27 protein-coding genes are annotated in these 25,453 nt (G+C 67.0%); 12 read left to right on the top strand and 15 right to left on the bottom strand.

Annotated elements, in window-relative coordinates; genetic code table 11:
- The first annotated feature begins 23 nt into the window (after positions 1-23).
- Both G3O00_RS10645 and G3O00_RS10640 read left to right on the top strand, forming a co-directional pair.
- Positions 24-920, top strand: coding sequence for a dihydrodipicolinate synthase family protein (locus G3O00_RS10645; protein WP_206142925.1), 897 nt, complete (start codon positions 24-26; stop codon positions 918-920).
- The gene (locus G3O00_RS10640) at positions 917-1,624 is read left to right on the top strand and encodes an MOSC domain-containing protein (RefSeq protein ID WP_174934710.1); all 708 of its coding nucleotides are present in this window, start codon (positions 917-919) and stop codon (positions 1,622-1,624) included. The genes G3O00_RS10645 and G3O00_RS10640 overlap by 4 nt, the downstream gene beginning before the upstream one ends.
- Before the next feature lie 29 nt (positions 1,625-1,653).
- On the opposite strand, the gene G3O00_RS10635 is transcribed toward G3O00_RS10640, so the two are convergent.
- Positions 1,654-2,418, bottom strand: coding sequence for an SDR family oxidoreductase (locus G3O00_RS10635; protein WP_206142924.1), 765 nt, complete (start codon positions 2,416-2,418; stop codon positions 1,654-1,656).
- Between the two features lie 381 nt (positions 2,419-2,799).
- Between G3O00_RS10635 and G3O00_RS10630 the strand changes: the two genes are divergently transcribed.
- Complete coding sequence (locus G3O00_RS10630) at positions 2,800-3,507, top strand: YceH family protein (RefSeq protein ID WP_206142923.1); 708 nt, start codon at positions 2,800-2,802, stop codon at positions 3,505-3,507.
- Between the two features lie 89 nt (positions 3,508-3,596).
- Here the strand turns inward: G3O00_RS10630 and G3O00_RS10625 are convergent, their stop codons facing one another.
- Genes G3O00_RS10625 through G3O00_RS10615 form a run of 3 tightly spaced genes read right to left on the bottom strand, consistent with a single transcriptional unit; the run spans position 3,597 to position 5,871 of the window.
- Positions 3,597-4,865 carry a hypothetical protein gene (locus tag G3O00_RS10625; RefSeq protein ID WP_206142922.1) on the bottom strand — a complete coding sequence of 423 codons (1,269 nt, stop codon included), beginning with the start codon at positions 4,863-4,865 and terminating at the stop codon, positions 3,597-3,599.
- The gene (locus G3O00_RS10620; RefSeq protein ID WP_206142921.1) at positions 4,865-5,287 is read right to left on the bottom strand and encodes a hypothetical protein; all 423 of its coding nucleotides are present in this window, start codon (positions 5,285-5,287) and stop codon (positions 4,865-4,867) included. Before G3O00_RS10620 ends, G3O00_RS10625 begins: the two co-directional genes overlap by 1 nt.
- A 29-nt stretch (positions 5,288-5,316) precedes the next feature.
- Positions 5,317-5,871: a hypothetical protein gene (locus tag G3O00_RS10615; protein WP_206142920.1), complete on the bottom strand. Its 555-nt coding sequence runs from the start codon at positions 5,869-5,871 to the stop codon at positions 5,317-5,319.
- Positions 5,872-6,271: 400 nt separating this feature from the next.
- Here G3O00_RS10615 and G3O00_RS10610 point away from each other — a divergent pair, with 400 nt between their 5' ends.
- The 4 genes from G3O00_RS10610 (at position 6,272) to G3O00_RS10595 (ending at position 10,497) form a co-directional block, all read left to right on the top strand.
- Entirely contained in the window at positions 6,272-7,588 is a 1,317-nt protein-coding gene (locus G3O00_RS10610; protein WP_206142919.1) for a lipase family protein, read from the top strand.
- A 193-nt stretch (positions 7,589-7,781) separates the two neighbouring features.
- Positions 7,782-8,912 carry a 3-deoxy-7-phosphoheptulonate synthase gene (locus G3O00_RS10605; protein ID WP_241025078.1) on the top strand — a complete coding sequence of 377 codons (1,131 nt, stop codon included), beginning with the start codon at positions 7,782-7,784 and terminating at the stop codon, positions 8,910-8,912.
- A 16-nt stretch (positions 8,913-8,928) separates the two neighbouring features.
- Positions 8,929-9,894, top strand: a complete 966-nt coding sequence (locus G3O00_RS10600; protein WP_206142918.1) for a hypothetical protein — start codon at positions 8,929-8,931, stop codon at positions 9,892-9,894.
- A 174-nt stretch (positions 9,895-10,068) separates the two neighbouring features.
- A complete protein-coding gene (locus G3O00_RS10595; protein WP_174934723.1) occupies positions 10,069-10,497 on the top strand; it encodes a PRC-barrel domain-containing protein in 429 nt (142 codons plus the stop codon).
- A 55-nt stretch (positions 10,498-10,552) separates the two neighbouring features.
- Here the strand turns inward: G3O00_RS10595 and G3O00_RS10590 are convergent, their stop codons facing one another.
- The 7 genes from G3O00_RS10590 to dapF all read right to left on the bottom strand — a co-directional run bounded on the left by G3O00_RS10590 (position 10,553) and on the right by dapF (position 16,027).
- Positions 10,553-11,068 (bottom strand): Ohr family peroxiredoxin, encoded by a 516-nt coding sequence (locus tag G3O00_RS10590; protein WP_011353704.1) that lies wholly within the window; start codon positions 11,066-11,068, stop codon positions 10,553-10,555.
- 25 nt (positions 11,069-11,093) lie between these two features.
- Positions 11,094-11,849, bottom strand: a complete 756-nt coding sequence (locus G3O00_RS10585) for an SDR family oxidoreductase (RefSeq protein WP_206142917.1) — start codon at positions 11,847-11,849, stop codon at positions 11,094-11,096.
- Positions 11,850-12,054: 205 nt separating this feature from the next.
- On the bottom strand, positions 12,055-13,068 hold the full coding sequence (locus G3O00_RS10580) for a LysR family transcriptional regulator (RefSeq protein WP_041493144.1): 1,014 nt from the start codon (positions 13,066-13,068) through the stop codon (positions 12,055-12,057).
- A 110-nt stretch (positions 13,069-13,178) separates the two neighbouring features.
- Positions 13,179-13,583: a cupin domain-containing protein gene (locus G3O00_RS10575; protein ID WP_011353707.1), complete on the bottom strand. Its 405-nt coding sequence runs from the start codon at positions 13,581-13,583 to the stop codon at positions 13,179-13,181.
- 76 nt (positions 13,584-13,659) lie between these two features.
- Entirely contained in the window at positions 13,660-14,139 is a 480-nt protein-coding gene (locus tag G3O00_RS10570) for a carboxymuconolactone decarboxylase family protein (RefSeq protein ID WP_011353708.1), read from the bottom strand.
- A 206-nt stretch (positions 14,140-14,345) separates the two neighbouring features.
- Positions 14,346-15,230, bottom strand: a complete 885-nt coding sequence (locus G3O00_RS10565; RefSeq protein ID WP_011353709.1) for an RNA polymerase sigma-70 factor — start codon at positions 15,228-15,230, stop codon at positions 14,346-14,348.
- Positions 15,227-16,027 carry a diaminopimelate epimerase gene (gene dapF / locus G3O00_RS10560; protein ID WP_206142916.1) on the bottom strand — a complete coding sequence of 267 codons (801 nt, stop codon included), beginning with the start codon at positions 16,025-16,027 and terminating at the stop codon, positions 15,227-15,229. Before dapF ends, G3O00_RS10565 begins: the two co-directional genes overlap by 4 nt.
- A 324-nt stretch (positions 16,028-16,351) precedes the next feature.
- Between dapF and G3O00_RS10555 the strand changes: the two genes are divergently transcribed.
- Entirely contained in the window at positions 16,352-17,842 is a 1,491-nt protein-coding gene (locus tag G3O00_RS10555; RefSeq protein WP_206142915.1) for an alanine/glycine:cation symporter family protein, read from the top strand.
- 147 nt (positions 17,843-17,989) lie between these two features.
- On the opposite strand, the gene G3O00_RS10550 is transcribed toward G3O00_RS10555, so the two are convergent.
- Positions 17,990-18,718, bottom strand: a complete 729-nt coding sequence (locus tag G3O00_RS10550) for a lysozyme inhibitor LprI family protein (RefSeq protein WP_206142914.1) — start codon at positions 18,716-18,718, stop codon at positions 17,990-17,992.
- A gap of 431 nt (positions 18,719-19,149) precedes the next feature.
- Here G3O00_RS10550 and G3O00_RS10545 point away from each other — a divergent pair, with 431 nt between their 5' ends.
- The 3 genes from G3O00_RS10545 (at position 19,150) to G3O00_RS10535 (ending at position 22,262) form a co-directional block, all read left to right on the top strand.
- Positions 19,150-21,228: a carbon starvation CstA family protein gene (locus tag G3O00_RS10545; protein WP_174934734.1), complete on the top strand. Its 2,079-nt coding sequence runs from the start codon at positions 19,150-19,152 to the stop codon at positions 21,226-21,228.
- A 12-nt stretch (positions 21,229-21,240) separates the two neighbouring features.
- Positions 21,241-21,447: a YbdD/YjiX family protein gene (locus tag G3O00_RS10540; protein WP_011353713.1), complete on the top strand. Its 207-nt coding sequence runs from the start codon at positions 21,241-21,243 to the stop codon at positions 21,445-21,447.
- A 194-nt stretch (positions 21,448-21,641) separates the two neighbouring features.
- On the top strand, positions 21,642-22,262 hold the full coding sequence (locus G3O00_RS10535) for a hemolysin III family protein (RefSeq protein ID WP_206142913.1): 621 nt from the start codon (positions 21,642-21,644) through the stop codon (positions 22,260-22,262).
- Positions 22,263-22,321: 59 nt separating this feature from the next.
- Here the strand turns inward: G3O00_RS10535 and G3O00_RS10530 are convergent, their stop codons facing one another.
- The 3 genes from G3O00_RS10530 to G3O00_RS10520 form a co-directional block, all read right to left on the bottom strand.
- The gene (locus G3O00_RS10530) at positions 22,322-23,728 is read right to left on the bottom strand and encodes an MFS transporter (protein WP_206142912.1); all 1,407 of its coding nucleotides are present in this window, start codon (positions 23,726-23,728) and stop codon (positions 22,322-22,324) included.
- Entirely contained in the window at positions 23,725-24,156 is a 432-nt protein-coding gene (locus tag G3O00_RS10525; protein WP_206142911.1) for a nuclear transport factor 2 family protein, read from the bottom strand. Before G3O00_RS10525 ends, G3O00_RS10530 begins: the two co-directional genes overlap by 4 nt.
- 117 nt (positions 24,157-24,273) lie before the next feature.
- Entirely contained in the window at positions 24,274-24,627 is a 354-nt protein-coding gene (locus tag G3O00_RS10520) for a DOPA 4,5-dioxygenase family protein (RefSeq protein WP_206142910.1), read from the bottom strand.
- A gap of 493 nt (positions 24,628-25,120) precedes the next feature.
- Between G3O00_RS10520 and G3O00_RS10515 the strand changes: the two genes are divergently transcribed.
- A partial coding sequence (locus tag G3O00_RS10515) for a hypothetical protein (RefSeq protein ID WP_206142909.1) occupies positions 25,121-25,453 on the top strand: 333 nt, incomplete at its 3' end.

The raw sequence follows: 25,453 nt of genomic DNA, 5'->3' as shown, positions 1-25,453 counted from the left end.
ACATTTACTGAGGAATACCTATCGTGTCCATCTTGCTGAAAGGCATCATTGCCTACCCGGTTACGCCGTTCACCGCTGACGGCGACATCGACCTGAAAGCGCTCGACGCGCTGATCGAGCGCCTGATTGCCGACGGCGTCCACGCGATCGCGCCGCTGGGCAGTACCGGCGAAAGCGCGTACCTGTCCGACGCCGAATGGGAGGCCGTTGCCACCGCGTCGATTCGCGCGGTGAACCGGCGCGTGCCGACCGTCGTCGGCATTTCCGATCTCACCACGGCGGGAGCGGTGCGCCGCGCGCGCTTCGCCGAACAGGCTGGCGCCGATGCGGTGATGGTGCTGCCGGTGTCGTACTGGAAGCTCGCCAACGACGAGATCGTCGCGCACTATCGCGCGATCGGCGCTGCCATCGGCATCCCGATCATGCTGTACAACAACCCCGCGACGAGCGGCGTCGACATGTCGCCGGACCTGATCGCAACGATCTGCCGGACCGTCGACAACGTGACGATGGTGAAGGAGAGCACCGGCGACATCGGGCGGATGCACCGGCTCGCGCAGCTGAGCGACGGCGCGATTCCGTTCTACAACGGCAGCAATCCGATGGCGCTCGCCGCGCTTGCAGCGGGCGCGGCCGGATGGTGCACGGCCGCGCCGAACCTGAATGCGGCGTTGCCGCTGGCGCTGTTCGACGCGATGCGCTCGGGCGACCTGGCGCGCGCGAGGACGGTCTTTCATGCGCAGTTGCCGCTGCTGCAGTTCATCGTGAACGGCGGGTTGCCGGTGACCGTGAAGGCTGGCTTGCGCCTGCGCGGCTTCGATGCGGGTGAACCGAGGAAGCCGCTGATGCCGCTCGGCGACGCGCGCACGCGCGAACTCGAACGCCTGCTCGCGGCACTGCCCGACGGTGTGACGGCATGAGCGATGCGGCACGGCCGGCGATCTCGGCCGCGATCGGCGCGGTGAGGGTCGGCAAGAGCCGGCCGCTGGCCGGCACGCCGCACGCCAGTGCGATCGACAAGCAGCCGGTCGGCGCGCGTCTGTGGCTGGGCACGCTCGGCTTTGCCGGCGACGAGCAGGCCGATGCGCGGCATCACGGCGGCCCCGACAAGGCGGTCCACCACTATGCGCACGATCACTATGCGTGGTGGTCCGCGGAGATCGGTGCGCGCGACGTGCTCGTGCAACCGGGTGCGTTCGGCGAGAACCTGTCGACGCACGGCATGACCGAGCACGACGTGTGCCTCGGCGACATGTTCACGCTGGGCGGTGCCGTGCTGCAGGTATCGCAGTCGCGGCAGCCGTGCTGGAAGCTCAACGCGCGTTTCGAGCATCCGCGGATGGCCGCGCTCGTGCAGCAAAGCGGCCGGACCGGCTGGTACTACCGTGTGCTGCAGGAAGGCTGGGTGGCGCCGGGCGACGTGCTGGCGCTGCGTGAGCGCCGCTACCCGAAATGGCCGCTGTCGACCGTACTCGACGTGCTGTACCGGCGCACGCTCGACATGGCCGCGCTCGACGCGCTGTGCGATGTCCCGATACTGCCGCCCGGCTGGCGCAAGATGCTCGACAAGCGCCGGACGGAGCGGCAGGTCGAAGACTGGACGAAGCGGCTCGAAGGGCGTTGACGAGCTGCGCGGCCGCGTGGCCGCGTGACTCAGTGGCTCGGCAGTTCCCGCACGTCGGCGGTCGGTACCGAGCCGAACGCGTCGCTCAGCGCATAGCCGATCAGCTGTCGCGCGGCCGCCTCGGGCGTCGCGAGCGCGCCGCTCGACTTCAGCTGGTCGAATTTCTCGCGCATCGGGAAATTGTCTTCGCTGCTCGATCGGATCGTCGCCTGCATGCCCGTATCAACGACGCCCGGCGCGACGCTGCAGATCCGCAGCGCGCGGTTCGCGTCGAGCGCGACTGCGCGTGCATGGTGATCGAGTGCCGCCTTGGTCGCGCAGTAGATGCTCCAGCCCGCGTACGCGTTGCGTGCCGCGCCGCTCGACACGTGCAGGATCCGGCATTCGGTCGTGGCCGACACCGCTTGCGCGAGCGCGGCCGACAGCATCAGCGGTGCCGCGACGTTCACGCCGACCGCGCGTGCGACGATCGCCGGGTCTTGCGTGGCGAGCGGGCCGATCGGATCGACGATGCCCGCGTTGTTGAACAGCAGCACGATCGACGCGCCGTCGACGAAGCGGCGTAGCGTGTCGCCCGCCAGCCAGGCCGCGACGGCCGACGTGTCCGACAGATCGAGTTCGACTTCGGCGAAACGGTCGCCGGCTTGCGACGCGAGCGACGGATGGCGGCTGCGCGATACGCCGAGCACGGCGACGCCTTCCAGCAGCAGTTGTTCGGCGAGCTGCGCGCCGAGGCCGCGTGTGTGTCCGGTGACGATGGCGCGCACGTGCGGTGCGGAAGAGGATGCGGTCATGGTGGTGGGCGGTTCGAAGGGGTGAACGGGACGAGCGGCGTCGATGAGCGGTGCGCATGCATGGCGGCATCGCGTGCGGGACGAGCGACGCGTGCTGCGGCGTGCGAAGGCGGTCGCGCGGCGCCGCGTGCGTCAGGGTAACGCATATCGTACGCCCGCATGCGCGGCGCACAAACGCCGCCGCGTGCAAGGAGGCGGAATCCACCACGCGGCACCGGCTCGCCGATACGTTGGACGAAAGCCGGCTGCGGCAAGTGCGCGCGCCGGCAGGTCGCGCGGCGCCGGGCCACGCGACGCGAGCTATCATATGGCTCGCCCGTGCGCGATGCCGGACGGGCCGCGACCGTTTCCCTTCACCTGCTGCACGCTGCGACGCCAATCATGAACACCACGCCGGATACGCCCACGCCACGCGCCCTTCGCGAACTCACGCCCCTCGAGGCCCGCATTGTCGGTGTGCTCGTCGAAAAGCAGCACACGGTGCCGGACACCTATCCGCTGTCGCTGAATGCGCTGACCGCGGGCTGCAATCAGAAAACCGCGCGCTCGCCGGTGATGAGCGTCAGCGAGGACGAAGTCACGACCGCGCTCGACGGGCTGAAGCACCTGAGCCTCGTGATGGAAGGCAGCAGCAGCCGCGTGCCGCGTTTCGAACACAACGTGAACCGCGTGCTTGGCATTCCGAGCCAGGCGATCGCACTGTTGACGATCCTGCTGCTGCGCGGCCCGCAGACGGCCGCCGAGCTGCGCCTGAACAGCGCGCGCCTGCATGGTTTCGCGGATATCTCGTCGGTCGAGGCATTCCTCGACGAGCTCGCGGCGCGCGCGCAGCCGCTCGTCGTCCGGCTGCCGCGTGCGCCGGGTGCGCGCGAGAACCGCTGGATGCACCTGATGTGCGGCGAAGTGGACCTGGCCGACTTCGCGAGCGCGGATGCCGGCGGTGCTGATTCCGTGCCGCCTTCGGAATTCGAAGCGCTGAAGGCCGAACAGAAGCGCCTCGCGGATGAAGTGGCGCGGCTGAATGCGCTGGTTCTGCGGATGGCGAGCGAGCTGGGCATCGATGTCGATGCACAAGGCGACGCGTCCTGACATAAGCGTGCGGGGCGTGGGCATCGCCCGGCCCCGTCGCTACGCGGCCGGGCCGGTGCGCGATGCGGATACTGCCACGCACCGCCGCGTTACTTCAGCTTGACGCCCGGTACGAGGTAGCGCGAACCACCCGGTTTCAGGATCGGCGCGAGCGCCGCAAATGGCGCATCGAGTTGTGGCCCGAGACAGGCGCCTGCTGCGTGGCCAATCCCGGACACGGCGAACGACAGCTTGCCGGGCGCATCGAGTTCGAACGCCAGATACTGCGGGAACACGTCGGCACACGACAGTGAATTGCCTTGGCCGTCCGTCACTTGCAGACCGTGTGTTGCCTTGTCGCGCAACCGCGTAATGAAACCCGCCAGCGCGGGACTCGTTTCCGGATTGCCGTCCTTGCCCGTCGCGGTTGCGTCGATCACGCGATTCCAGTCGAGGTATGCGCCGCGCAGCAGGTCGAACGTGACCGGATCGTAGTGATTGTCCGGGTACGCGCCGCGGCAGAACAGGCTGCCCGATTCCACGATACCCATCGCCGCACGCGACAGCCACGTGACCGTCACGTGCTCGTCGTCGTCGTAGCCGCCGAGCGATCCGGAGGCCGATCCGTCGTCGCTGTAGCGCGTCGATGCGCATGCGAGCGCCGCGAGACTCATCTGCCAGTGCCGTTGTTCCAGCAGATGGTTGACCCGCGCCATCACGGCCGGATAGGGATGGCGGCTCAGCCGCGGATACGCGAGCACCGTGCGCGGGTCGCTCCACATCCGGTACGCGACCGTGCCGTCGCCGATTTCGGGACCCACGGGCCGTGCGTGCCCGGCAAGCTTCAGCGTGGCATACGGCGCGTGTTGCATGTCGATGTCCGCGCTGCGCGCGATGCCGCTGCCGACACCACTTCCAGACACAGCGGTGATCGCCTCGACAGCGCCCGGCGCGACTGCGTCGGGATCGTATTCGGCGACGCGGCGCAACGCGAAGGCACGTGTCTTGCCCGAGCGCGCATCGGTCCAGCGGCCGCGATAGCCGGCCTTGTCCCGCGTGCCCTGCCAGGTGGCCGCGGCATGATCGAAATCGGCTTGCTGGCCGAATCCCAACGGACTGCGTGCATCGTCCGGCAACTGCGATCGCACGAGCGGCTCGAGCAATTCCGCGGGCGTGCCGTGCAGCGGAATATCGACGCCGTGCTGCGCATAGAAGTAGCGGCCCGAGATTGAACCATCCGCAGCCGGGCGATCGTCGAGTTCCATCACGACGGCGCCGGCGCCTTGCAACGCTCCCTCGTAGACCGTGCGCGGCGCGGCATTCGCGAAGCCTGCGTGCAGGGCGACCAGCACCCACACAATCCTGATCAGCGGGCGCATCACCAGCGGCACCCGGTTTGTTCGGATGCGTCGACGTCCAGCACTCTGCCGAACGCGGTCTGCTTGCCGGTGCGCGCGCTGGTATAGGTCATCGAATAGATCATCGCGCCCTGCGACATCATCTCGTACCGTCCATTGATCCTGCCGTCGACCATTTCGACCCAGGTCGTCGTGAACTGGTGCGGGCGGCCTTCGGCGAGCACTTCCTCGTCCACGTGCTCGACCACCAGCGGCAGGGCCGTTTTCGCTTTCGCATAGCGGACCATGCCGCCCGACCAGTCGACGGCGTCGTCGTAGTAGGTGCGCATCTCGAAGCGTACAGGTTTGTCGCCGTCCGATTTGAAGCAGTACACCTCGGTGGAGACCTTGGCGAACGCGGGCAGCGACGCGCAGAGCAGCAGGGCGGCAAGGGCTTTTTTCATGATGGGCCGGTGAAGGATGAAATGCGGCATCAACCGAGCACGATCCGCGTAGCGCCCGCATCGACGAGCCGGAACAGCAGATCCTCGACGGCCGTCTCGGGTGCGGACCCGAGATCCGCATTGACGCGCCAGCCCTGTTCCGTGCGAACCGGTTCCGACAAGTAGTGAACGATGCCATGCAGGCCGTCTTCGGCCGGCGTGTTTTCGTCGTCGACATCGAACCACGCGAAGAACCACGTCTTGAATGCCTCGACCGCCGCGCTTTCGTCGAGACCGTCGGCCTCGATCGCGGCCCAGTCCCACACGAACGGGCGAATCGACACGGCCGCCGTTTCGAGTTCGAATGCCAACGGCTCGAACGCCAGTTGCGTGGCGGAATCGACCATCACCGGCTGGCCGGCCGATTCGCCTTCGGTTGGGATGATGTCGGCCCGGCACGGCAACGCGAGCGGCCCTTCGGTGGCGAGCGTGCCGTCGGCACGCCGGTAGGCCGGTTCGACGATCACGGCCGGTTGCGCAGCCGCTTTCGCGAGCAGGTCGGCATAGGGTTGGCGGATGGCGCGGAGCAGTTCGGAGACGGTCATCGTGGCGTGTCGGTTGGGCAGGGAACGAGCGGTTACAGGCAGTGTGCGGCGCGGCGGGCATCGCACGACGCGGCCGCTCAGGTACCGGACAGCCGTGATCGTACGGCACTTCGGCAAAACGCGGACAGTCGGCCGAATGGCCGGAGCGACCCGCATCGCACGACGACGGGTTTAGACGTTTACCTTCAAACAATGGAAAACGCCCTTCGATTTCCCGTGCGTTGTGCTTCAATTCATCCGGTTTGTACTCCTACTAAAATTACAGATTCAGAACAGCCCGGATTACTCATTCACAGGAGACAGTCGATGGCCTGGAAACGGTTTTGAAGCGACACACGCGATGGTCTGCAACACCGCAAACTTCCTTCGACGAAAGCAGGTTATCCCAGGGGCCCCAACCATGTCCTCCAGACGTTTCATGCTGGCCGCGGCGGCTGTATCCGCCACGCTGGCCATGACCGCACCGCCGGCCAGCGCCGCCGCGCCGACCGTATCCGACCCGTTCTACACGTACACCGGCACCACGCCGCTGGCATCGATTCCACCGGGCACGGTGCTCAAGACGCGCAACGTCACCTATCACGTGGCCGGCATCCCCACCGCGCTGACCGCGCAGCAGTTGCTGTATCGCACCAATAACGCGCTGAACCAGCCGGTCGTCAACGTGACGTCGGTGATCCGGAGCCAGGTCAGCAACGGCCAGGCGATCTCGTACCAGTCGGCCTACGATTCGCTGAACCCGTACGACGAGCCGTCGCAGGTGATCGCCGGCGACCGCGACGTCACCAAGGTCATCAACATCGGCACGCTGCTCTACAGCGCGGAATCGATCCCGCTGTCGACGCTGCTGCTGCTCGGCTACAACGTCATCGTGCCCGATACGGAAGGCCAGACGGCCGACTTCGCTGCCGGCCCCGAATACGGGATGACGACGCTCGATTCGATCCGCGCGGCGCTCAATACGCCGTCGACGGGCCTGAACCCGTCGAGCAAGGTCGCGATGATCGGCTATTCCGGCGGCGCGATCGCGACCAACTGGGCCGCGCAGCTCGCGCCGAGCTATGCGCCCGAGATCAACAAGCAGCTCGTCGGCGCGGCGGAAGGCGGCGTGCTGGTCGATCCCGCGCACAACCTGCGCTACGTCGATGGCAGCATCGTGTGGGGCGGCGTGGCCGCGGCCGCGCTGGCCGGGCTGTCGCGCGGCTACGGCTTCGACCTGACGCCCTATCTCAGCGATACCGGCGTCGCCGTGTTCAAGGACATCCAGAGCCAGTCGCTCGCATACATCCTGCCGAAGTACACGGGGCTGCACTGGGGCACGCTGTTCAAGCCGCAATACGCGAACGACATCAACAGCATTCCGGTGTACGTGACGTATGCGAACAAGGTGAATGCGGGGCTGGCCGCATCGCCGACGATCCCGATGTTCATCGGCCAGGGCACGGCGGGCGCGCTCGATGGCACGTTCAGCAGCCAGGTGGGCGACGGCGTGATGATGGCGTACGACGTGCGCGCGCTGGCACAGAAGTTCTGCGCGAGCGGCACGCCGGTCACGTACAACGAGTATCCGCTCGAACATGCGGGTGCGATCGTGCCGTGGGTGGCCGGCATGCTGCCGTGGCTCTACGACCGCTTCAACGGGAAAGCCGCGCCGAGCAACTGCTGGCTGACGTCGCTGCTGCCGAGCAATTCGCTGGCGCCCGAGACGCTGCACTAGCCGTCATGCCGCATGTGATGCGGCGCGTGGCCGGGCGACCCTCCGCGGGTCGCCTTTTTCTTTTCGCCTTTTGATTTCCGTCGCGCTGCCGTCACGCAGCCGCACCCGCTCCCCCGCCGCAACCCGCCGCCGCCCCGCCCGGGTGCCATAATCGAGCCTGCCCATCATTCCAGACGTCCCCCGGAGAATCACCATGCAGAACCTCGACAATCCTTCCCACGATCGCGAGGTAGGCAGCGCCGACGCGACGCAGGACACCACCCGCATCGACGACGTCCGCATCGGCGCCGTGCGCCCGCTGATTTCCCCGGCGCTGCTGCTGGACGAACTGCCGGTGCCGGCCGCCACGCAGACACTCGTCGAGGATACGCGCCGCGCGATCGGCGACATCCTGCACGACCGCGACGACCGGCTGCTGCTCGTCGTCGGCCCGTGCTCGATCCACGATCACGACCAGGCACTCGACTACGCGCGCCGCCTGAAGGTCGCCGCCGATGCGCTGAAGGACGACCTGCTGATCACGATGCGCGTCTACTTCGAGAAGCCGCGCACGACGGTCGGCTGGAAGGGCTACATCAACGATCCGCGCCTCGACGGCAGCTTCCGCATCAACGAAGGGCTGCGCGCCGCGCGGCAATTGCTGCTCGACATCAACGCGCTGGGCCTGCCGGCGTCGACCGAATTCCTCGACCTGCTGAGCCCGCAGTACATCGCCGACCTGATCGCGTGGGGCGCGATCGGCGCGCGCACGACCGAGAGCCAGAGCCATCGCCAGCTCGCGTCGGGCCTGAGCTGTCCGATCGGCTTCAAGAACGGCACCGACGGCGGCGTGCAGGTCGCGTCCGACGCGATCGTCGCCGCGGCGGCGAGCCATGCGTTCATGGGGATGACGAAGATGGGGATGGCCGCGATCTTCGAGACGCGCGGCAACGACGACGCGCACGTGATCCTGCGCGGCGGCAAGAACGGCCCGAACTACGACGCCGAGCATGTCGAGGCGAGCTGCGCGGTGCTGCGCAAGGCCGGCTTGCGCGAGCAGGTGATGGTCGACTGCTCGCACGCGAACTCGAACAAGTCGCACGACCGGCAGATCGACGTCGCGCAGGATCTCGCGCGGCAACTGTCGCAGGGCGAGCAGCGGATCGTCGGCGTGATGGTCGAGAGCCATCTCGAGGCCGGGCGCCAGGACCTGAAGCCGGGTGTGCCGCTGAAGTACGGCGTATCGATCACGGATGCGTGCCTGAGCTGGACGCAGACGGAGCCGGTGCTCGACGTACTGGCCGATGCCGTGCGGCAACGGCGCGCGCAGTCGCGCAACGCGTGACGGGGGCGATGCCGACATGACCGATTTCCCGTCCGACGCATCGGCCATTCCGGGCGAACCGGCTGCTTCCGGCCCGACGGCATCGACGGCACCGGTACCGCCCGGCAAGCTGTTCACGATGGCGGGCATCGGCTGGGCGGCATTTCTCGGCTCGCCGCTCGCCGGCGGCATCCTGCTCGCGGCGAACGCGCGGCGCCTTGGCCAACGCGCGCTCGCGCAGCGGCAGATTCTCGCCACGGCGCTCGTCACGCTCGTGTCGATCGTGCTTTACGCGGCCGTGGACATTCCGGAAACCTCGATGGTGCCGCACGCGCTCGTGCATGCGGTCGTCATTGCCGGTCTCGCCGGGACGATTATCTACGCGCGGCACGCGCAAGGCGCGGCGGTCGATGCGCACCGGGCCGCCGGTGGCGCGCTGCAGTCGAACTGGCGCGCGGCGGGCATCGGCCTGCTGACGCTGCTCGGTGTCTGGTTGTCGATTGCGGTGGTGGTTGTGGCGCTGGGTGTCGCGGGCGTGCTGAACTTTAACAATGACCTGCAACTCGTGCGCAATTATCCGGCGCCGGCGGAGCTGCGTTTGCCGGCGGGGTGGCGGGTCGCGAACCAGCCGGAGGATCGCGGCGACGCGACCTACCGGATCCGGCGTTTCAGGTTCGGGATGATCTCGGCGGGGATCGAGTTCGTCATCGGCGACAAGAGCGACGACACGCTGTCGAGCTTCTGCGACGGGATGGACGATGCGGTCAGGGAAGGTGGCGGCGCGATCGAATCGTCGCACGCGGCGAACGGCACGATAGCCGGCCGGCCCGCGCAGATGTGCGAGCACAAGGAGACGCTCAACGATGCAATCGTCCACCAGGCGGTCGTGGCAACCTCCGGCGACACCAAGACCTGCGCGCTGATCTACACGGCGCGCGAGGAAAATTACGCGCGTTATCTGCCGGAGTTTGACCGCGTACGCGATTCGTTGCGGTGTCCGTAATGTCACCATCGCGCGGGTCGCGTGACGGGGGCTGCGTCATCGCGTCCGATGCAGCGTTTCGCGAGTGGCGCTAACATGGGCCGGTGCGATGCGCCGTGCTTCACGCGGCGCAGGCACGGCGGCGGCTTGGCCGGCCGCCGACACCGACGACAATTCACCGGAGTACATAACAGCATGGCTTTCTACAAGACCCTCATCGCAGCAACCATCCTCGCCTCGAGCGTCAGCGCGCACGCGCAGATCGCGGGCGCGCAGCCGATCAGCGTGACCGTCGAGCAATCGCAGGCGCTGCTCGAAGGCTGGAGCGTGAAGAAAAGCGTGCTCGGCAAGGCCGTGTACAACGACGACAACCAGAAGGTCGGTACCGTGCGCGACCTGATCGTCGCGCCGGACGGCTCGGTATCGGCCGCGATCGTGTCGGCCGGCGGCTTCCTCGGCGTGGCCGCGCACGACGTCGCGGTGCCGATCGCGTCGCTCGACGTGCGCAAGGGCAACATCTACCTGCCGGGTGCGACGAAGGACGCGCTGAAGGCGACGCCGGCGTTCCAGTACGCGAAGGTGCCGTCGCCGCCGAAGCCGAAGAAGATCGACGAAAAGCAGTGAGCAAGCGCTGACTTGCACGGCCCGGCGCGCGATGCGCCGGGCGTCCCGTCCGTGATCAGCTGCTCGATGGATCGTCCGGCGGCGCGAGCGCCACGACGTGGCTGATACCTTCGTGCGCCATCTTCGTATAAGGGCTGAAGCGTTCCGTATTGCGGACGAGTTCTTCCGCCACCGTGCGCTCGACGCCCGGCAGCCGCACGCGAATGTTCGCGCTCAGCATGAACAGCCCATCCACCGGATCGCGGCAGAAGTCGACCGATGCGCGGACCGAAGCGCCGGCGATCGACACGCCGGCCCGCGCGGCGAGCAGGCTCAGCGCACCGTGAAAGCACGCCGCATAGCTCGCGGCAAACAGCTGTTCCGGATTCGGGCCGTCGCCCGGCCCGCCGAGCGCGGACGGCAGGCGCAGCTCCACATCGAGACGACCGTCGTCGGAACGCGCAACGCCCGACGCGCGGCCGTGCTCCGCCGCCCCACCCGTGACGGTCACCGTCGTCGAATAGAGCGTCTGCGGTTCCCGCCCGCGATACTTGTCGAGCAGCGAGAGCGGCGGCGGGCGCAGCGGCGTCATGGCGTACGTGATCCTGCGCTGCGGCTCAGCGCGCGGGCTGGTTTTTTTGGAACCATACGCCGAAAGTCGTCGCACCGAGGCGCGCACCGGGCCCGGGCACGAGCGTGTCGTCCTGCAGCATCGCGCCGAAGTAATCGGCGCCCGCGTCCCTGACGACCGTGCGCGGGTCGTGCGTGACCTTCAGGAAATGCTCGACCAGGTCGGCGATCCGCACCCGATCGGGGCCACCGATTTCGACGATGCCGTTGCGCGGTGCGTCGAGCGCGACATCGGTGACGGCGGCCGCGACGTCGTCCGATGCGATCGGCTGGAAGAACGCGGTGGTTTGCCGCGTGGTGCCGCCTTCGGCGCTCGCCTGTGCGATCGCGCCGACGAATTCGAAGAACTGCGTCGAGCGCACGATCGTGTACGGCACGCCTGCTGAGCGGATCAGGTCTTCCTGAATGATCTTGCCGCGGAAATACGCGCTTTGTTGCAGGCGGTCGGTACCGACCACCGACAGCGCGACATGATGGCGCACGCCCGCCGCGCGTTCAGCGGCGAACAGGTTGCGCCCCGACGTCTCGAAGAATGCCTTCACGGCCGCTTCCTCGAACGACGGCGAATTCGCGAGATCGACCACGACGTCCGCGCCTGCCAGCGCGTCGCCCAGTCCCGCGCCCGTGATCGTATCGACACCTGTCGACGGTGCTGCCGCAACGGCGTTGTGGCCGCGCGCGATCAGGTTCCTGACGACTTTGCTGCCGATAAGGCCGGTACCACCAATCACGACGATCTTCACGATTGCTCTCCTTGAATGGGCGCGCGAGATGCCCGCCGCTTGAACCGGTCGAAGCCGGCGCGCAGCGCATTCGCGCGCGTGCGCCGGCACCTTGCCGAATGGCGCACCACGAAGTCCGCACGCCGTTCGACCAGCCCGCATCGTAGGCAAACGCCGCGCGATCCGGTAGAGCCCCGCAGGGGCTCACGATGTTGTTCCGAATGCATCAATCGACCGTCTCCAGCGGCGCCGTCGTCGTCATCGTGGTCATCGTCGTCAGGCACTGCAGGTCGCGCGCGCGCGTCTGTTCGATCATGTAGTCGATGAACACGCGTATGCGTGTCGGCAGGTGCTTGCGGCTCAGGTAACAGAGATAGTGTCCGCCGTCGTCCGGCGCGTGCTGGCCGAGGCAGCTCACCAGTTGCCCGTCGGCGAGCAGGTCGCACACCTGGTACGCGGGCAGTTGCGCGATGCCGAGCCCGTCGAGCGCCGCGCGTACGACCAGATCCATGTCGTTGAAGGTGTGATGCGCGGCGAGCTGGCGCTGCTGGGTCAGCCCGTCGACCTTGAATTCCCATTCCGTCACGCGGCCCGACGCGGTGCGCAGGTTGATGCAGCGATGCTGCGCAAGCTCGTCCACGTGACGCGGCAAGCCGTGCCGGTGCACGTACGACGGCGACGCGCAGACGATCATCTGCATCGGAATCAGCTGGCGCGCGACGATCGCGCTGTCCTCCATGCGGCCGTCGCGAAACTCGACGTCGATGCGGTCGGCGGAGAAATCGGCCGGCCGGTCGTTCAGCAGCAGCTCGAGCGTGATGTCCGGATACTGCGCATGGAAATCGCGCAGCAGCGGCGCGATGATCTTGCGGCCGAAGCCCGGCGTCGAGCCGATCCGCAGGTGTCCGCTCGGCGGGCCGCTGCGCAATTCGCGCATGTCGTCGAGCGCCTGCGCGAGATGTTCGATGCCGGGCCGGCAGTTTTCATAGAAGAGCTCGCCTTCGCGCGTCAGCGACATGCTGCGCGTCGTGCGCTGGAACAGGCGCGCGTCGAGCCGGTCCTCGAGCCGCTGCACGTGGCGGCTGACCGACGAGCGGCCGACGCCGAGGCGATCGGCGGCGCGGGCGAAGCTGCCTTCGGTGACGACGGCCAGGAAGGTGACGACACCGGCGTAGCAGGTCGAGAAGCTGCGTGCAAACGGATCGTCGGCGTCAGGGCGGCGGATGGAGGTATCTGACATGGAGGCGCTGGAATCGTGGTTTCCATATGCGACTAGACGTTTCAGCATTGCCGCCTGTGACACCGTCCGCCGCATTTTTTGAAAAAGGGACGCGGCGGCGGGCGGGCCGGTTATTTTTCCGGCACGAGCACGGGCGCTCCCTTGTCCTTCAACAGCAGCACGATGAACTTCGCGGGCCGGGTCTGGCTCGCGTTGCGTCCGACCGTGTGCAGGTCGTCGGGCCCCTCATAAAACGTCTGGCCCGGTTTCAGCGTGACGGGCTCGCCGCCCTTCACCTGCATCACGATCGAGCCTTCCACGACATAGACGAACGCATCGGCGTGGTGACGGTGGACGGGGTCGACCGCGCCGGGCGGATATTCGACCGAGATCATCTCGGCTTCCTTGCCCGGGTATTCGGCGAGCGGCTTCGTCATCAGCGGGGTGACGATGGCAGCAGGCGCCGCATGGACGGCGCCGGCGGAAGCGGCCGCGACGACGAGCGCGGACGCGATGGCATGTTTCAAGCGAATCATCGGAGGGATTCCAGTGATACCGCCGGCAGGCAGCCGGCGGTGAAGGAGGGCGGCGGCCCGTAGCCGGGCGCGGGCGTCAGGCGAGATTCGCCTTGTCGAGGCCGTAGGCCTTGTCGGCCGAACCCGGTACGGTTCGGAACGCGACATTGGCGCGGTTCCAGCCGTTGATCGCCATCACTTCGAACGTCAGGTCCGACAATTCCTTCTCGGAGAGCTGGCCGCGTACGCGATCGTAGACGTCGTCCGGCACGCCGTGCTCGGGCAGTTTCGTCAGCACTTCGGTCCACGCCAGCGCGGCGCGCTCGCGCGGCGAGAACAGCGTCGATTCGCGCCACGTCGCGAGATGGTGAAGGCGCAGTTCGCGCTCGCCGTGAAGGCGAGCTTCCTTAACGTGCATGTCGAGGCAGAATGCGCAGCCGTTGAGTTGCGATGCGCGCGCCGACACGAGATCACGGATCGATTCCTCGATCGCGCTGCTGCGCAGCAAGTTGCTGAGTTCGAGGAATTGCTTGAACAGCTCCGGCGATTGATGCATGTAGTTGAGACGCTGCGTCATGATTTCTCCTGGCGACGAAGAGGCTTGCCCGCGCTCGGCGGGTGTCATGGGGCGGCAGGGTGCCGCGCGAAATCATCTTAGGAGCGCGTGGCGGCGCGCGGTAGCCACGCAGAGGGACGCATCGTGTTGCGCGCGCTGCACCAATGCCGCATCGAGCGGAGGTGCACGGCGCGCGCCCCGGGTTTCAGCCCATCGATCGTCAGGTGCTAGCCGGCACCGCACACGGCGGCGATGCGCGCGAGCTTGTCCGGGTTGCGCTGCACGAGAATCCGGACGATGCGCGTGCCGTCCGTTTCGAACGCCATCGCGGATTCGAGCTGACCGGCGATGAAGCGCAGCATCGCCCACTCGTCGTTCAGCACGACAGGACGCATTTCGACGCCGCTGCCGCAGCGCAACCAGGTCGCGTAGAACAGCTGCGCGATGCGGCGACCGCCGACCATCGGCTTCGGGAAACTCTGGACCTTGCCGCCACCGTCGCCGATCAGCATCGCGTCTTCGGCGAGGAGCGCCTGGATCGACGGAAAATCGCCTTGTGCGAGCGCATGCGAAAAGGTCTGCAGCAGTTGCCGGTGCGTTTCACGCGGCACGATGTGGCGCGGCCTGTCGTCGTCACGCAACTGCGCTTTCGCGCGGCTGACGAGCTGCCGGCACGCCGCTTCGGATTTGCCGATCGCGTCGGCAATCTCGTCGTAGTCGGCATCGAACACTTCGCGCAGCAGAAAGGCGGCGCGCGCTTCCGGCGTCAACCGTTCGAGCAGCAGCAGGTACGCGACCGACACGTCGTCCGCGCGCTCCGTCATTTCCTCGGGCGTCGCAGGCGATTCGCCGAATTCCGGCTCGGGCAGCCAGATACCCGTGTAGTGCTCGCGCCGGATCTTCGCCGCGCGAAGGCGGTCGATCGACGTCCGGGTCGTGACCGAGACGAGCCATGCCTCGGTATTCTCGATACTGTCGCGCGCCGCTTCGTGCCAGCGCAGCCACACGTCCTGCACGATGTCTTCGGCGTCCGCGACGGAGCCGAGCATCCGGTACGCGATCTTCTGCAGGCGCGGGCGCAGCGCGCGGAAAGTCTGTGCGTCGTCGGTCATGACAGCCACACCCCGCTGAACCCGAACGTAACCGGCCCGCTCAGGAGCACGCTGCCGGTGCCGCTCCATTGAACGGTGACGTCGCCGCCGTCGCACTCGACTCGCACGATGTCGTCGAGCAGCCCGCGCCGGATGCCATTGACGACCGCCCCGCACGAACACGATCCCGAACCGAGTGGCACGCCGCCGCCGCGCTCCCAGATGCGCAGGCGAATATGCGTGCGATCGATGACCTGAACGAAATGCACGTTGGTTTTCTGCGGAAACAGCGGATGCGTTTCGATGGCCGGGCCGAGCGCCGCGACATCGATCGCACGGAGGTCGTCGACGAAGAACGTGCAATGCGGATTGCCCATGTTGCACGCGGCCGGCGCGCCGGGCAGCGGCAGCGCGAGGGTATCGAGTGCCTCGGCAAGCGGCACGTCGCGCCAGCCGGTGAGCGGCGTGCCCATTTCGACGGTGATCTGGCCGTTCGCCTCCGCCGAGCACACGAGATACCCGCGGGGCGTTCGCAGCACGAGCGACGACAGGCCGGTTTCCCGCATCAGTTGCCACGCGACGCCGCGCGTCGCGCTGCCGCAGGTGTCGAGCGGCGAGCCGTCGGCGTTCCAGAACGCGACGCGGGCCGCTGCGTCGTCGCAGTCCGACACGACCGCGAGCTGGTTGAAGCCGATGCCGCGCTTCCGGTCGCCCATTTGCCGGGCAAGGCGGCCGTCGATGGCATGCGTGGCGCCGCGCAGGTCGACGATCGCGAAGTCGTCGCCGTTCGCGTGCATTTTATGAAATCCGATCGGCATGGCGGTTCCGGTATCGAGGCAGGCGAACACTGTACGGTGCGCGCCGGCCGGGATCAATGTTGTTCGGGCGCAGGGCTGCGCGGGGCCGATGCGTTCGGCGCGCCCACCGGGCGGCGTGCTGCCCGATTGTCGCGAACGCCGTTGCAACGCCGCCCGGGCTCGTCGCGCGCCGCTTGGGGGACATCCCGACTCCGAATGTAATCGTAAGGCATGTAATATAAATGAAAGATCATTCGGATCTGTCCGTAGTCGTGACTCCCGCGCGCTCGCGTAACGGATCCGACCCTCCGCCACGCGTCATCCAGCCTTCAACAGAAACGCCTCATGGAACAACTCGTCGATTCGCTCAACGGTGTCATCTGGAGCCCCGCGCTCATCTTTCTCTGTCTTGCCGCGGGGCTGTACTTTTCGCTGCGCACGCGTTTCGCGCAGGTGCGCCACTTCATCGAGATGCTGCGCCTGATGCGTGGCAGCAAGGCGTCAGCGGAAGGCGTGTCGTCGTTCCAGGCGCTGGCGATGTCGCTGTCGGGGCGCGTCGGCACCGGCAACATCGCGGGCGTCGCGACGGCCATCACGTTCGGCGGCCCCGGGGCGATGTTCTGGATGTGGCTCGTCGCGTTCCTCGGCGCGAGCACCGCGTTCGTCGAATCGACGCTGTCGCAGATCTACAAGGTGCGGCGCGAAGGGCAGTATCGCGGCGGCCCCGCGTATTACATCGAGAAGGGGCTCGGCATCCGCTGGTATGCGGTCGCGTTCGCGATTGCCACCGTGCTCGCGTGCGGGCTGCTGCTGCCGGGCGTGCAGGCGAACGGGATCTCGTCCGCGATCGAGAATTCCTTCGGCATCGCGAAGCCCGTCACGGGCGCGGTACTCGTGCTGCTGCTCGGGTTGATCATCTTCGGTGGCGTGAAGCGGATCGCGCGCGTTGCGGAAATCGTCGTGCCGTTCATGGCGCTCGGCTACATCCTGATCGCGTGCGTCGTGATCGCGCTCGACATCGAGCGCCTGCCGGGCGTCGTCAAGCTGGTGTTCGAAAGCGCGTTCGGCTTCGAGGCCGGCTTCGGCGCGGTGCTCGGCATGGCGATCCAGTGGGGCGTGAAGCGCGGCGTCTATTCGAACGAAGCAGGGCAGGGCACGGGCCCGCACGCGTCGGCTGCCGCCGAAGTGACGCACCCGGCGCAACAGGGGCTCGTGCAGGCGTTCTCCGTCTATGTCGATACGCTGTTCGTCTGCTCGGCCACCGGCTTCATGATCCTGATCACGGGCGCGTACAACGTGGTCGCGCCGAGCGGTCGCGCGCTGTTCTCGGGCGCGGCCGGCATCGAGGCCGGCCCCGGCTATACGCAGATGGCCGTCGAATCGGTGTTGCCGGGCTTCGGTGCGGCGTTCGTCGCGATGGCACTGTTCTTCTTCGCGTTCACTACGATCCTGGCCTACTACTACATCGCGGAAACCAACGTCGCGTACCTGAGCCGTGCGCGCAGCAGTGCCGCCGGCACATTCGTGCTGCGCGGGGTGATCCTGCTCGCCACGCTGTACGGCGCGGTGAAGAGCGCGAGCGTCGCGTGGGCGCTGGGCGACATTGGCGTCGGGTTGATGGCGTGGCTGAACATCGTCGCGATCCTGCTGCTGCAGAAACCGGCGCGCAAGGCGCTGCGCGATTACGAAGCGCAGAAGCGCGCGGGACGCGAGCCGTCGTTCGATCCGGCCGCGCTCGGCATCAAAAACGCGACGTTCTGGGAGAAGCCGGCGGCGACAAGCGGCGCGCGCGACAACCGGGCGGAACCGGTTGTGGCGGCCGAACGGCAGTCGTAGCGCCGCACACCGCATGGGCGTGGCCGGCCGAGACGGCGGCCGCGCGCGCCGCGGGATTGATTCGTTTCGCACCGGCGGCCGGCCCATTCGTTGCCGGCCGTTTTGTATGGCGACGCGCGTGGAAGCCGGTGCGTGACGGCGAGATGGCTAGTTGCCGTGGAGAATCATGTCCACACGATCTTCAGTCGCCAACCAGCGGCAGCGCTCGGGCTCGCCTGAATCGCGACACTCGTCCTCCTTGTGGTCGACCCAAATGCGCTCCTCAACGCGCAAACTCCGAGCCTGAGCCTCATCGTTGTTTTTTGCGTAGCCGGAAAGAATGCGTCGGTAGTTGTCGTTGAGCGCCCGATCGGCGCGCTGATAGAGCCAGTTGTAGGGGCGCGCGGGATCGAACGATGGGAAATTGCCGAACGGGAACGCTTCTTCCGGATTATTGGAATACCAGCCGTTGGCCACGCCCACGATCATTTGGACCGATCGCTGCGAACGTGGAACCGCGAATTCGGAATTCCACGTCAAGACCATCCAGTTATGATCGCCATGCGTATCCAGAACGCGCACGTTGACCGTCTTGACCGGGCGCCCGTTCTCGCGGACATGAACCGCAGCACATGGCCCCACCCGGTGCTGTTCGTCACCGTCGAACCGTGCAATGCAAGTGCCTGGCGGGGGGAGCGACGTCCCGGTCACCTGGCCGAAGTTGTCCTTGCTCGCGTCGGTGTCCGTGACCTTCACAAGCAGGGACACGTGCGGCGAATTCTCGTCGACACGGGCTGCTTCGACGTCAAGATGCAGCGTGGCCTCCGCCAGCGCATTCGCAGAGAACAGGGCGCAGAAGCCGGCGAGCGTCGAAACGGCAAGTCGAGTGAAGTACATGACGGATGGTCAAAGGTTGATCAAGAGATGAATGGGCGTGGCGTCGAGCGCCAAACGATCTTAATTCGCGCGAGCGGAACTTTCAAAGTATCGTGACCCACGGCCCCCGCCTTTGCCCGGGAGCGCCGTCCGCCCTACACTCGCCGAGACGAACCGGTCGTTTCGACGGAAACATGAGCGGCGTGGACATAGCAGGCAAGGAACGCAGTCATGCAAGTCGACCCTTCCACCCGAACGTTGCGCACGCATCTACGTAATTCTACGTAGCTCCGCATACGTAGTTAACCGCTTGTAAGCCGCCCCGGTCGCACGGAATACTACGGCCCATCGCCCCGGTCTCAGCGAGACCGTGGCACGACGCATCGACGTCACGTGCATGCGGCACCCTCGCCGCATGCCATCTAAAACCACATTGGAGACCAGGAGACGCCATGAATCGGGCTTCCAGTACCCTGCTCTGGATTGCGGTCGCGCTGCTCGGCGCGTTCGCGTTCGGCACGATCGCACTCGCACACGGCGAGCGCGTCAGTGCCCTCTGGATCGTGATCGCCGCAGTCTGCGTGTATCTGATCGCGTATCGCTTCTACAGCCGTTTCATCGCCAGCAAGGTCATGCAGCTCGACGGGCTGCGGATGACGCCGGCCGTCAAGTACAACGACGGCCTCGACTACGTGCCGACCAACAAGTACGTGCTGTTTGGCCATCACTTCGCCGCGATCGCCGGCGCCGGCCCGCTCGTCGGGCCCGTGCTCGCCGCGCAGATGGGCTACATGCCCGGCATGCTGTGGATCCTGGCCGGCGTCGTGTTCGCCGGTGCGGTGCAGGACTTCATCGTGCTGTTCATCTCGACGCGCCGCGACGGCCGCTCGCTCGGCGATCTCGTCAAGATGGAGCTCGGCACGGTGCCCGGCGTGATCGCGCTGTTCGGCGCGTTCCTGATCATGGTGATCATCCTCGCGGTGCTCGCGCTGATCGTCGTGAAGGCACTGACCAATTCGCCGTGGGGCACGTTCACCGTCGCCGCGACGATTCCGATCGCACTGTTCATGGGCGTCTATACGCGCTACATCCGTCCGGGCCGCATCGGCGAAGTGTCGATCATCGGCTTCGTGCTGCTGATGGCATCGATCGCGTTCGGCCAGCACGTGCACGATTCGCCGACGCTCGCCGCGTGGTTCACGTTCACGGGCACCCAGCTCACGTGGATCCTGATCGGCTACGGCTTCGTCGCCTCGGTGCTGCCGGTGTGGCTGCTGCTCGCGCCGCGCGACTATCTGTCGACCTTCCTGAAGATCGGCACGATCCTCGGCCTCGCGATCGGCATCCTGGTCGTCGCACCGGAACTGAAGATGCCCGCGCTGACGAAGTTCGTCGACGGCACGGGCCCCGTGTGGTCGGGCGGCCTGTTCCCGTTCCTGTTCATCACGATCGCGTGCGGCGCGGTGTCGGGTTTCCACGCGCTGATCTCGTCGGGCACGACGCCGAAGCTGATCGACAACGAAACCAACGCGCGCTTCATCGGTTACGGCGCGATGCTGATGGAATCGTTCGTCGCGATCATGGCGCTGGTCGCCGCGAGCGTGATCGAGCCGGGCATCTACTTCGCGATGAACGCACCGGCCGCCGTGCTCGGCACGACGCCGGAAGCGGTGGCCAACACCGTCACGCAATGGGGCTTCGTGCTGACGCCCGACATGCTGACGCAGACCGCGAAGGCCGTCGGTGAAACGACGATCATCGCGCGTGCGGGCGGCGCGCCGACGCTGGCCGTCGGCATGGCGCACATCCTGCACCAGGTGATCGGCGGCGAAGCGATGATGGCGTTCTGGTATCACTTCGCGATCCTGTTCGAGGCGCTGTTCATCCTGACGGCCGTCGACGCCGGCACGCGCGCAGGCCGCTTCATGCTGCAGGACCTGCTCGGCACGTTCCACCCGGCGCTCAAGCGCACCGAGTCGCTGCCCGCGAACCTGGTCGCGACCGCACTGTGCGTGGCCGCGTGGGGCTACTTCCTGTACCAGGGCGTGGTCGATCCGCTCGGCGGCATCAACACGCTGTGGCCGCTGTTCGGCATCTCGAACCAGATGCTTGCCGCGATCGCGCTGGTGCTCGGCACCGTCGTGCTGTTCAAGATGAAGCGCGAGCGCTATGCGTGGGTGACGATCGTGCCGACCGTGTGGCTGCTGATCTGCACGCTGACCGCCGGCTGGCAGAAGATTTTCGACGCGAACCCGAAGGTCAGCTTCCTCGCGCACGCCGCGAAGCTGCAGGCTGCGGTGGACGAAGGCAAGGTGCTTGCCCCGGCGAAGTCGATCGCGCAGATGAAGCGGATCATCTTCAACGACTACATCGATGCGGCGCTGGCCGGGTTGTTCATCTTCGTCGTCGTGGCGATCGCGGTGTACGGCGTGATCGCCGTGCTGCGCGCGCGCCGCGAGTCGAAGCCGACCGTGCGCGAGACGCCGTACGAAGCCATGCCGGCCGCGCAGGCGCTCGGCAGCGGACGTTAAGGGGAGGCCGCGATGTTCAGCGATCTTGGCAGCGACCTGCGCAGCGCGGGGCGTTACCTCGGGCAGGCGTTGCGGCTGATGGTCGGCCTGCCCGACTACGACACCTACGTCGCGCACATGCGCGCGACCCATCCGGACCGCGAGCCGATGACGTACGAGGAATTCTTCCGCGAGCGTCAGAATGCGCGGTATGGGTCGGGAGCGGGGAAGTGCTGTTGAGCCGCACCGCCACGGCAGTTCGGTGATCGACAGGGAAGCGCCGCGAAGGATTTCGCGGCGCTTTTTCTTTGGCGGGCCGGCAGCGCGCATGCCGCGGGAATCGCCGCGTCGTTTGCCGGTGCGCAGCACGGCAAAACCCGCCGGCCGGTATCATAGGGTTCATTTTTCCCGATGGACCCGCAGGAGAACACGTCGTGCATGTCGGTGAGCGTTTCAACAGCATTTCCCATCTCGTCGGCGCGGTGCTGTCGGTGGCGGGTCTCGTGGCGCTCGTGACGATGGGCGCGCTCGAAGGCGATCCGTACAAGGTGGTGAGCTTCAGCGTGTACGGCGCGATGCTGATCCTGCTCTACGCAATCTCGACGCTGTATCACAGCGTGCGCAATCCGCGCCTGAAAGCGATCCTGCAGAAGTGCGACCACTCGGCGATCTACCTGCTGATCGCCGGCAGCTATACGCCGTTCACGCTGGTCACGCTGCGCGGCCCGTGGGGCTGGTCGCTGTTCGGCGTGAGCTGGGGGCTGGCCGTGTTCGGCATCGTGCAGGAGCTGACGCTCGGGCGGCGCACACGCCTGCTGTCGATGATCCTGTACGTGGCGATGGGCTGGCTCGCGCTCGTCGCGGTGCGTCCGCTGATCCATGCGCTGCCGCCGGTCGGTACCGCGTGGCTCTTGGCCGGCGGGTTGATCTACAGCGCGGGGATCTACTTCTTCATCAACGACGAACGCATCCGCCACGGGCACGGCATCTGGCATCTGTTCGTGCTGGCCGGGAGCCTGTGCCAGTTCGTCAGTGTCGCGATGTATGTCGCGTGAGCGGCAGGCTGCACTGACCCCAAGGCGATGAGTAGCCGGCGCGTCTGCCAGAGCCTGCTCTAGCGGTGCGTGGCGGTCCGCAACTGCGCGGCCGTTTCGCCGGGTGCCGGTGCCGGCCGTGCCGTGATCCACCACATCGTTGCGGCGAGCGCCGACAATCCGGTCGCGATGCCGAGCGCCACCCGCATCGCCGCCGGAAACGGCTGCAGCGTAGCGATGCACGCGCCGAAAATCGCCACACCGAGCGCCGATCCACTCTGCCGCGCTGCGTTCAGCGCGGCCGCCGCCACGCCGGCACGGCGCCGGTCGATCGTCCCGAGCGCCGGTGACGTCGCGGCTGGCGAGATGAATCCCGACGCGAAGCCGATCGCGAGCATCGGCGCGACGGCGAGCCACGCGGGCGTCGTCGCACCGATACCCGTCATGCCGAGTGCGCCGGCCGCATAGAGCGCGAATGCCGCGCACATCGAGCCGCGCGCGCCGAAGCGCGCAACCAGCGTCCCCGAACACAGCCCGCCGAGCGCGACCATCGCGGTCATCGGCAGGAATGCGAGCCCCGTGTCGAGCGGGCTCGCGCCGCGGATCTGCCGATAGAACAGGCTGAGCACGAACAGCAGGCCGTAGAACACGAACGCCGACGCCATCGATACGAACGTCGAGCCCGCGAACAGCCGGTTGCGGAAGAACGCGAGCGGCAGCATCGGTTCGCGGCGGCGCGCTTCGATCGCGATGAACGCGATCCACGCGACGGCGCTCGCTATCGCGCCGCCGCCGATCGGCGCCGAGTGCCAGCCGAGCGACGGGCCTTCGATCAGCGTGCCGATCAGCGCTGCGATCGCGACGATGGCCGCGGCCTGGCCGCCCCAGTCGAAATGCCGCGAGGCGTCGCCGTCGGCGCGTGCGACCGTGCGGCCGAGCCAGATGCCGGCAAGCCCGAGCGGCAGGTTCACGAAGAAGAGGCTGCGCCACCCGAACAGATGGATCAGCAGGCCGCCGATCAACGGGCCCGATGCCATCGCGATGCCGCCGCAGCCCATCCACAGGCTGATCGCCGACGCGCGCGCGGCCGGTTCGGGGAAGGCGCGGTTGAGCAGCGCGAGCGAGCAGGGCACCAGCATCGCGCTGCCGACGCCCTGCAGCGCGCGGGCAATCGCGAGCGCCGGAAGGTTCGGCGCGACGCCGCACAACGCCGACGCAGCGACGAATACCGCGAGCCCCGCGACATAGACGTCGCGATCGCCGAGCCGGTCGCCGAGCGTGCCGCCCGTCATCAGCAGGCTCGCGAACGCGAGCGTGTACGCGTTCACGATCCACTGCAGGCCGGCCACGCGGCTGCCGAACGTGTGGGCGATGTCGACGAGCGCGACGTTGACGATGGACGCGTCGAGCAGCACGAGCGTGTAGCTCACGCAGGTCGCGGCGAGCGCGCGGCGGGCCGCGGCGCGGTTCGGCGTGGCGGCCGTCATGCGCGGTCGGGCGCCGGTGCGGCGGCTCGCAGCGCGAGAAAGCCGACCCATCCCCAGTACACGCGATGATGCGCGATCAGCCCGTCGCGCAGATCCATCACCTCGACGAGATCGACCTGGTCGCCGTCCGGCGTGGCGCGCGGATATTCCCACGTGAGCTGGCGGCCGTTCGAGAAGAACAGCCCGGTGCGGTACCAGCGCCCGAGCCGGTTGCCCGGGTTGCGCAGGCCCGCCGCGAAGAATGCACCGATCGCGGCCTTGCCGCGCAGCACGCCGGAGCCGTGATCGGGCAGCGTGACGACGATCAGCGGCGTTTCGAGCACCGCGTCGTCGGCATACAGCGCCATCAGCGCATCGACGTCGCGCGCGACGACGGCCGCGTGCCAGCCTTCATAAATGTGCCGGGCCTCGGCGTGGGCGTGTGACATGGCGGGTTCCGGAAGCATCGATAACGGAACCCACTGTATGGGCGCGCCTCCGCGGGACGTTTCACGTTGACCCGAAACGTGGATGTCGCCGCGACGCAGGCGGCCGCGTGCCGGCCCTTATCCGGCCAGCGCGTCGAGATTCAGCTCATACGACTTGCCGATCCACACCGCGCAATCGCGATGGTCGCGCAGTTCGTCGTTCGTATTCGGATGCAGGAAGATATCGAGCGCGCCGTGATTCAGCACGAGCCACGGCACGATGTCGTCGAAGCGCGCGGCGTCGAACGCGATCTGGTACGACCAGGCCGGGTGCGGGCCGACGGGGCGTTCGTGAAAGCGGCCGAGTTCGATGACCGCGCCGAACCGTTCGTCGACGACCTGGCGAAACGCCCAGGCCGCGTCGCGGCTGGCCGCATCGAAATAGACGTGCGCGTGCCAACTGTGGATGGCGGTGGTGTCGAGGGCAGCCATGGAAGGACTCGATAAAAAAGGGGAATGCATGAGGTGCCGTGCGAAACGGCCGATGCATGATTATCGCGCGTCCTCGCTGTGCGCGTCGTGTCGCAATCCGGCAATCCGGATGCGATGACTTGTCCTGAATCACAGGAACCGTTCGATTCGATCGGGTCGGCGAGTGAGGTATCCGCACGCGCGATATCACGCCGGAAGCGCTGCCGGCAGGTGCGCGAGCCGCGATCGCATCGGCAACACGTCATTTCGGAAATTGAAAAAGCGCTACGTGCGCTGCTGCGGATCGTCTGAACAAATGCGATCAGGGCGTTGAATGAAATAAAGAAATTCCTGTTGGGCGGGATTCGCGCGTGACGCGGCCTGCGCACCGGATTTCGAAGCCGAAAATATCAATTGCAGATTCGGCTATTCATGCGGAATGCGGCGCGTCATACGATGGTTTCAACGCATCGTCGAACACGATCGATGCGGGGACAACCACCTGGAGGCCACTATGCGATCCCTCGTTCCCGTTGCTGTACTTTCCTGCGCACTCGTTGCGCTGCCCGCTGTCAGTTTCGCTCAGTCTGCCGTGACCTACGGCGGATCGAATGCCTCACTATCGAGCTGGTCGGCGGCACGTGCCGAAACCGACGCGCAACTGATGCAGATGACGCGCGCCGGCTATCGCGCGACGTCGGCCGGCAACCAGAACTATCCGCTCGCGATGCAGCGTGCGCTCGAGCGTGTCCACAACCCGGTGCCGGACCGGTCGCGCGAAGAGCGGGCCGAGATGGAAGCGCGCGCGGCGCGCGACGTGCAGGGCGGCCATCCGGTCAAGGCGTTA

Source organism: Burkholderia sp. Ac-20384 (genome assembly GCF_017104605.1).
Classification (GTDB): Bacteria; Pseudomonadota; Gammaproteobacteria; order Burkholderiales; family Burkholderiaceae; genus Burkholderia; species Burkholderia lata.
The sequence above is the reverse complement of the archived record's forward strand: the minus strand, read 5'-3'. Positions and strand labels throughout refer to the sequence as shown.